Here is a 7,723-nt window from a genome sequence, read left to right on the forward strand (position 1 = left end):
GCCATTATTTCCAGTGTTTTTGGCTATTATGGTTATAGAAGCCGTAAGGACACTTTCATGCTTTAAAACGTCTACCTCTAAAGCAAATACATAAAAAGCTGCACGCATAGTGCAGCTTTTTTTGTAAATTCTTCTTAATCACTCTAAAATTCAGCCCTCTTATTTAAAATGCTCTTTGCAATCAACATAACATTTGACAAAAATAAAATCCATACTAAGAGGAAATAAGTGGTAGTTTTTTTATTTTGGTTATTATTGTTTTTTTATCAACTATAAGGGGGGAAATACATGAATATTTCACTTAATGAAGTAAAAGATGCTGTTGAATTGACTGCTGACGAAGTTGTGCCAACTGCAATGCTTACTAAGTATGCACAGCGTAACGATATTCAAATTTGTCAAAATGAGCTTGATGTGAATGGTTCGTTAGAAGTTTAATAATGTATTGTTGATACAGATCTATTTACATATCTAACTTTAAAATTAAGTATATTTAAGTGCATGTTTCAGTTATTTTCAGAGAGCTTTTCTCAAAAAATTTGGGCTAAGCAAGCAGCTGAATTATCAATTTCACACATCCCTTTCGATGAAAGGGATGTTTTGAATGCTTTAAGACAATACGCTCTACATCCTCATAAACTCTTAGCTCTTAATCCTAAATCCGAAGTAGTAACAGTGGTTAATGGAGTGCGGAGTCCACGTCCTCTTTCAAACTTTCTTGTTTTAGATACGGATAGAACTATAGAAGAATATACTGCCCGCGTTGACCAATATGCCGAAGGACAAGAATGGGCGGTCATGTATTATGGATTATACGCTGCAACCCCTGTTCTATGGGATGTGGCAAAACAATTTGCAGATCAATTAGCACATTCTTTAGGTTTTAGACCTGGTGGACGTGTAGATATTGACTGCTTCATTGGCCGGTATTCTTCTACCCATGTTGGGATCCATGTAGATCACGCTCATAATTTTGGTTTTACTCTACAGGATGGCAAAACAATGTTTGCATGGCCCAGTACACGAGAAGACCTCCAAGGGCTAAAATATCCTGAATATGAAGCGCATAAATTAACAGCAATTGCGCTGCAAAACCGTACAGACCGTGTTGCCTACTTTCCCCATGATGCTTTCCACGTTGCTGAAACTGGAAAAAATATCGCGGCAAATATCAATATTGCTTTTTGGGAAACAGCACACGATGCACAACATCATAAAAATTATGTCACGCATTTACTCCATCTTGATGATCGAACGCGACATGATATCCGCGCATCAGGAAGAGCAAATTTAAACCCTGATAATGCTTTTCAACACTCTGCACTAAACTCCGCCATCGCAAATGGTACCTTAAAACGCCATATGCTGGTTTCTCAATTAATTTGTGATACAAGTTCACGTTTATGTGTCAAGCGCCCCCTTGTTGACGTCTCCGAAATTGAAAATGAAATCACTCTTCGCCCACCTGCAACCCTGCAATGGGTGCCCTTAACTGAAACAAAAGAACTGCTCATCGCAGCAAATGGGCATTGCGCCAGTTTTGAGTATAGCTCTCATCTAGAACATTTCCTTTCTCAACTTTCATCAGGAAAAAAATTAGATCTAGCAAAATTAAATGATAAACCACATGACACAGCACAGAAGGAAATTTTAAAAGCTGTAAAAGCTTTAGCATGTTGGGGAGCATTGTGACAAAGAAAAAATCCATGATTTTTACCCAAATGGGGCTTTTCCTTGTTTTGGGCTTTAGCAGCTTTGCCGATGAAACAGCACAAGTTACATTTGCTCTCCACTTAGCAGAAAGCACAGCATCTATTTCAATGCTGCTGTTTGCAGGGCTTGTCGGGGCAATTTGTGCCGGACCAATTGCACCACGCCTCTTGCATCACTTCCAACCAGCGCGAACAGTACCCATTGTTTTATTGTTTGAAGCACTCTTTATAGCCACAGCTGCAATCGCCAACCAATTTTGGGTTTATATTGCCCTTTCTTTCGCACTAGGTTGTGCTGGTTCACTCTTTTGGTCTGCTATCCTCGTTTCCGTCCCAGAATTTGCAACCAATGATCAGCAATTAGACCGTATCAACCGCATTATCCAAACAGTTCGTAATCTTGGCTATATTGCAGGACCACTGTTAGGGGGCGTGTTGTATGGAATATCAAACGGGCAAAAAGGATTGTTTGTGTTGTCAATCATGGTTCTTTTTGCTACCTTTATCACTCTCTTCTGTTTTAAAAGTTTTAAAATTCATACACAAACGACAAACACAACGCAAAAAAGCAAAAAAGGGCTAGATTTAACGGGTCTCTTGCGTAAAAAAAATGTTGTCTATGCTCTTTCTCCCCTCATCATTACCATCATCCTCACCTCTGCTCTCAACGTCTTATCGATTGTCCGCATCCGCACTGAGCTGTACTTCAGTGCAGAAACCTATGGGGTAATCACAAGCATGTTAAGTCTTGGCCTCGTGGTTGGTCCACTCTGTTTCTCCAGCCTTTTTCATCGCTTTGGCAATGCCGCTGGTGCATCACTTGCCGCTACAATAATTGGTTTTGCAATTTTCTGCTTTTCCTTAACACATATTGTATGGTTAATGATGCTGTCATTTTTCATCCTTGGGGGTGCTAACGGCGTGCAAAATGCTCTGATGGCAAGTTTTATGATGAAAGCCATTCAGAAAGAACACCGAAACAACCAAATGCCTGCCTATATCTTTATCATACAAACAGCGGTGTGCCTTGGCTTTCTAGGAGCCGGTTTTGTAAAAGTGCATCACACCCAAAGCACACTGTTTATCATTGGCATCGCCACAATGATCACAGGCATCTTAGGTTTTATTGTGAACAGTGCCGTACAAAAAAAACAGAGAGAATTTGATAATGGTTAGTGGACGAGGCGTTTTTCTCAAGCAAACCATACACCCCAAAAGGACATGACAATCACCACCCAATCAAATTTCAATAAAATCCCTATCAAATCGTTGTATCCCATGCAACCCCATACCAACCCAATAGGACTTTGATAAACCACTCTTTAATGTAGAGCAACTAACAACCCTCCCCAAAACTTGATATTTTAAAGTAAAAAAAACGATAACATCATGCAACAAGACCCTATAGGCTTAAACTTTTACAATGGAACAGGCGGTTATGTATGGCAACTTGCAAACACCATGCAACATGACTTGAATGAAAACATCCACACGCTTGAATTGCAAAAACCAACGCCGCCCATAGCCATCAATTCTTTCGCTGTCTACCCAAGTGAACTCAATCCTTTATCACGCGTTCAATGGGCAAAAGATGTACAAATAATAAAAAACAAACCAGCACTCATTGGCAAACGGCAAATACAACCCATCACCATTGTTTCTACAAAAGGAGCGGCATTTGGCGGATTCGATTTTCCCACATTTGAAGCACTTCGTGAAGGCTGCCTTGTCCAATCACTGAGGGAAATACAATTCAATGGTACTCTTCTTGCCTCTGGAAGTCTTTTGATATCACTTTTACAACACGGTCTCATCGAAACAGATCAAAAAGCATTTTCAGAAAATGATGCAACCGCTCTTTTACGAGAGCCAACATGTATTATCATAGATTCTTCTCTTGGCAGTCTTGCCATTAATCAACTCAATGGGCGTACAATCCGGCTTCATGAAAAAACAAAACATCTCTTGAAGCAAGCCACCACACCAATACGTATTCAATATCCGCTAGAGGATTCAATAAAGTTTTTTATAAAAGCAGGAATGCTACGATTGGTAAAATTATAAGGATAAAAAGATGCAGCTGATAAGACCTGGCATGGGAACAGAAAATAGTGCACAGCTCATTTATGCGCTTATTCAAATGGCAAGACCGCGCACAGTCATTGAAATCGGTGCTGGTGATAGTACGCGCTTGATTGCTAAAGCACTGCAAAAAGCAAAACAAGCATGGCAACAAGATAAAAAACTTTTAGAATCTTCCACCTGGGAAGAGCGTACAGCTTTGCTTGATCCTTCAGGAATCCTTGAGAATTACGAACCTCGGCTTATCACCATTGATGATTTTACAGTCGAAGGTCAATCAGCAGAAGAAGCATGGCAAAAACTGCTTCAAGACGGTATTGAAAAAAACATGGTAACATTTATCCATGAGAATTTTTTCTCTCTTGATGAAAGCACCCTCAAATCTTGGGGACCAATAGATTTTGCTTGGCTTGATGCTGGAACGCCCGCAGATGACGTGCGATTTGTTATAACCCTTTGGGAACACATCACCGCGGGTGGTTATCTTTGTCTACATGAACCAACCATAACAACAACAATTGCTCTCAATGGCGAACAGCGGGTTCGACGCGTCAGAACTCCTTTGTGGGAAGAAATTCTCTACCGGCTTGATGGCTCCTATGAAGCTTTAACACTCCCCGAAAACCACAAATATCGCCAAAGTGGTCTGGGGATTATTCGTAAACGCACCTTTGCCGAACAAATTGTACGCGCACAATCGCTACAAGCAGAACTCATAGAAATCAATGAAATTCCCATTCGCAATGATCTTTTGCCCATGGGGAAAGAAACCCTTCACAAACGCAATACCCGCAATTCACTGATCTCTGCCATGACCTCCCCGACACTGCGCGCTGTTTATGCCGCCATTATCCTTGGTGCAAAAAATCTTACTGATATCCTCAAACATGTCGATTCAGATGCCAAAAACATTCACAAATCCATCAATCGCCTTTTGAATCTCGGACTTATTCACAACACAACAGAAGGATTTCAAGCCGAAGAGACAGTGTGGAAAATGCTAGAAAATAAACATGAGCGGAATAGGGAAAATTTAAGCGACCGCCATTTAGAAACAGAAGAGATGCTATCAAAAATTGGTGAAGCCTTTCAGAAGGAAAAAATCTATAGCGAAACGGAAGTTTCCAAGATATGCAACCTCTTTACGATAGACTTTGCCCGATTACGACGCACTCTTGTTGAGAGAGGTTTTTTACAACGCCATGGAGGAAAATATCAACGCATGCGCTAAAAGAGAATTGAAAAATGATTAGCGAACGCTATCGTTTTTCTTCTCTATTTCAAGAGAATGAATAACCTTCCACTAAAAAAATATAATTTCATTAAAAGGTTACAAAATCATTCATCCCATTCATATGTTGACAATCTATGGAGATGAGATTAGCGTGCCCTCTTCGCAAGAGATGCAATGGGGAGGAACAAGAGTGCGGGATGCCAATTGGTTATCAAAAAGGATTGGGTGGTTATCAAAAAGAATTAGAAATAGTCAAAACCATCAGGAGAAGATATAGGATCAAGGTCTCAATGATCTTACGATTGTTGCGCGAACATCCGGGCACAGTGTTGTTGCTCAATCCAAATCATGCTCGATATTTCTAAAAACATCGTAGAAAAAACAATATTCTTGCATTGGACTGGCTAGTGAATCAAGAAAGATACTATTTCAACGAAATGTGCACAGCAGAAATAGGGCTGGCAAAACTTCCTCAAAAGATACAACAAAATGTCTTTGATCATTTAACAACACTTCTATGGAAATTCCATGGGCAAAAATAAAATTCCTTTTTTCATCTATAGCACAGTTTTTCTTTCTGAATTTTCCTTTTTCTTTGTACTCCCTCTGCTTGGAAACTCTTCTCTCATAACTGCTGCCAATGTTGCTTTTTATCTCGCTGGATCGGTAATCCTTGAAAGCATTCTCATGGTAACCACAACAGGTTTATTAGAAAGATTTTCGCGTAAACTCTTAATGGCTAGCGCCTTTATTTTAAGGAGTAGCGCTTTTGTGTGCATTATCCTATCGCTCACACCTTCTGCATGGTTGATCTTTTTTACCTTAATGGCTTTTTCGAAAGCAATTTCAAAGCCATTTTTGAGAGAAATTTTATCAGAACATCTCAATGAAAATGCTCTTAAACGCGCATTAACTCTCTATTCTTTTTTTCAAAATGCTGCTGTCGTTATCGCCCCTCTTGTTGCAACGAGTGCCATAAAATACAACGCATCAACCTTCTTAATGGCTTTTTTTGCACTCATTGGTTTATATCTTTGTGTTCTATCCATTCAAATTGTTTATCATTACCCGCATAAAACATTATCTCTTGAAAAGAATAAAAAAACAAAAAAAGCTCTTCTTTCTTCTTTAAAAACAATAATACATAATCGTTCTATTGCTTATTTGCTGGTCACGGCTTTGTTTTGTGCATTCCTCATGGGAATTTTCATCACCACCACAACACTTCTCAGTAAATTTGACAGCAATCTCGCCCCTTATAGTGGAATTTTCTTTTCAATTGTTGGCATCAGTATTTGTATCTGGCAAGGAATAATTAATAAACATCTCAGCCTTTCCGATAAATCAACTTTTTATCTGCTCTGCTTTATGGGAAGTTTCTCCTCATTTTTCCTCATAGGTGGGGTCTTTACCGCTGTGACTGCGTTAATTGCCTACAGTGTCTATGAATCTGTCATGATTCCAGAAATATACTATCAAGCAGGGAAAACAACCTCATCCCTCTCTGCCAGTGTTCTTTTCAGTTATATTCTTGTTATTTCAAATATTGGCCAAGCCGCCGGCTCATGGACAAGTGGATGGATTATCAGCCATTTCAACAATCATATCGCTTTCACCTTTTGCATGATTGTTGGTGCCTCCGCCTTTGCTTCTTGCCTTTGCCTCATGCAAACGAAAAAATAAGCAGCTTCCATGTCACATATAGTTTTTACAACCGGTGGCACAACAAGAGCACTCAAAACACTTCGCCATAAATCACTCAATTATGATTTTGAACACACTCTGCGGCAAAAAAGCTCAAAACGGTCTCTAAAGATTGCTCTGTAAACGCCGTTGCAAATTGTCTCATAGCTTAAAGGATTATGGGGTAGACAAGCGTAAGGTAGCTACATTCTGCACGAATAATATTCTATTGATATCCATGTGCAATACAGCCAAATCATTTTTCTTATAATTCGCTCATTTCTGCCATGACCTCACCGACACTACGCGCTGTCTATACTGTTATTATACTTGGTGCTAAAATTCTTTCTGATATCCTCAAACTTGTCAATTCAGAGACCAAAAACATTCACAAATCTATTAATCGCCTTTTAAACCTTAGTCTTATTCAAAACACAACAAAGGGATTTCAAGCAATCGATAAATTATGGCAAGCGCTAGAAGATAAAAATGTACGAAATATGGAAATTTTTAGCGATCGCCATTTAGAAACAGAAGATATACTTACAAAAATTGCAGAAGCATTTAAAATAGGAAAAACTATCGCGAAACGGAAACATCAAAAATATGTAGCCTTTTTACTTTAGATTTTGCGAGATTAAGACGAATCTTGGTGGAAAATGGATTTTTAAGACGATATGCAAGCAAATATCAGCGCATACGTTGAAAGAAAAAATTCAAGCATTTGAGTTTTTCTTATGCAGCGTTTTGTTTTTTTGTTTTCTGTAAAGAAAGTTTAGGCCAGCTATACGCCCCCCTTAGTATTTAGTGGTATAGATAGTTTGGAGTTCAAGGAATTGTTTGCAGTTTTTTGTTACAAAAAGTTAGCAGATTGTTTTGAGGATGACGATATACAGGCTACACATAGGACAAAGGGAGAGATGACATAAGAACCAAGAGAATCTGAGTTTAGATTTAATTTCTACAAAGCCTTTATGCGCGTAAATTAGATACCTATACGTTCTTCCCCTAC

Annotated in this window: 8 protein-coding genes; all 8 read left to right on the forward strand. The window is 39.0% G+C overall.

Going from position 1 to position 7,723, the window contains the following annotated elements; genetic code table 11:
* Positions 1 to 288: 288 nt before the first annotated feature.
* The 8 genes from ACFIMA_RS08845 to ACFIMA_RS08880 all read left to right on the forward strand — a co-directional run bounded on the left by ACFIMA_RS08845 (position 289) and on the right by ACFIMA_RS08880 (position 7,417).
* On the forward strand, positions 289 to 438 hold the full coding sequence (locus ACFIMA_RS08845; RefSeq protein ID WP_375641282.1) for a hypothetical protein: 150 nt from the start codon (positions 289 to 291) through the stop codon (positions 436 to 438).
* Between the two features lie 63 nt (positions 439 to 501).
* Positions 502 to 1,692: a hypothetical protein gene (locus ACFIMA_RS08850; RefSeq protein WP_375647551.1), complete on the forward strand. Its 1,191-nt coding sequence runs from the start codon at positions 502 to 504 to the stop codon at positions 1,690 to 1,692.
* Positions 1,689 to 2,888: an MFS transporter gene (locus tag ACFIMA_RS08855; protein WP_375654132.1), complete on the forward strand. Its 1,200-nt coding sequence runs from the start codon at positions 1,689 to 1,691 to the stop codon at positions 2,886 to 2,888. Before ACFIMA_RS08850 ends, ACFIMA_RS08855 begins: the two co-directional genes overlap by 4 nt.
* Before the next feature lie 213 nt (positions 2,889 to 3,101).
* On the forward strand, positions 3,102 to 3,776 hold the full coding sequence (locus ACFIMA_RS08860; protein WP_375613882.1) for a hypothetical protein: 675 nt from the start codon (positions 3,102 to 3,104) through the stop codon (positions 3,774 to 3,776).
* 10 nt (positions 3,777 to 3,786) lie between these two features.
* On the forward strand, positions 3,787 to 5,025 hold the full coding sequence (locus ACFIMA_RS08865; RefSeq protein WP_375613881.1) for a DUF2087 domain-containing protein: 1,239 nt from the start codon (positions 3,787 to 3,789) through the stop codon (positions 5,023 to 5,025).
* Between the two features lie 531 nt (positions 5,026 to 5,556).
* Positions 5,557 to 6,711 (forward strand): MFS transporter, encoded by a 1,155-nt coding sequence (locus ACFIMA_RS08870; protein ID WP_375613880.1) that lies wholly within the window; start codon positions 5,557 to 5,559, stop codon positions 6,709 to 6,711.
* Positions 6,712 to 6,998: 287 nt separating this feature from the next.
* Positions 6,999 to 7,337, forward strand: a complete 339-nt coding sequence (locus ACFIMA_RS08875) for a hypothetical protein (protein WP_375613879.1) — start codon at positions 6,999 to 7,001, stop codon at positions 7,335 to 7,337.
* Positions 7,316 to 7,417 (forward strand): DUF2087 domain-containing protein, encoded by a 102-nt coding sequence (locus ACFIMA_RS08880; RefSeq protein WP_375612583.1) that lies wholly within the window; start codon positions 7,316 to 7,318, stop codon positions 7,415 to 7,417. Before ACFIMA_RS08875 ends, ACFIMA_RS08880 begins: the two co-directional genes overlap by 22 nt.
* Positions 7,418 to 7,723: the final 306 nt, after the last annotated feature.

This window comes from Bartonella sp. AP88HLJMH, assembly GCF_042195605.1.
Classification (GTDB): Bacteria; Pseudomonadota; Alphaproteobacteria; order Rhizobiales; family Rhizobiaceae; genus Bartonella.

What these genes read in the sequence shown, in the direction of transcription:
- ACFIMA_RS08845 (WP_375641282.1), top strand. Translation starts at nt 289, where the DNA reads ATGAATATTTCACTTAATGAAGTAAAAGATGCTGTTGAATTGACTGCT.
- ACFIMA_RS08870 (WP_375613880.1), top strand. Translation starts at nt 5,557, where the DNA reads ATGGGCAAAAATAAAATTCCTTTTTTCATCTATAGCACAGTTTTTCTT.
- ACFIMA_RS08850 (WP_375647551.1), top strand. Translation starts at nt 502, where the DNA reads ATGTTTCAGTTATTTTCAGAGAGCTTTTCTCAAAAAATTTGGGCTAAG.
- ACFIMA_RS08865 (WP_375613881.1), top strand. Translation starts at nt 3,787, where the DNA reads ATGCAGCTGATAAGACCTGGCATGGGAACAGAAAATAGTGCACAGCTC.
- ACFIMA_RS08875 (WP_375613879.1), top strand. Translation starts at nt 6,999, where the DNA reads ATGACCTCACCGACACTACGCGCTGTCTATACTGTTATTATACTTGGT.
- ACFIMA_RS08860 (WP_375613882.1), top strand. Translation starts at nt 3,102, where the DNA reads ATGCAACAAGACCCTATAGGCTTAAACTTTTACAATGGAACAGGCGGT.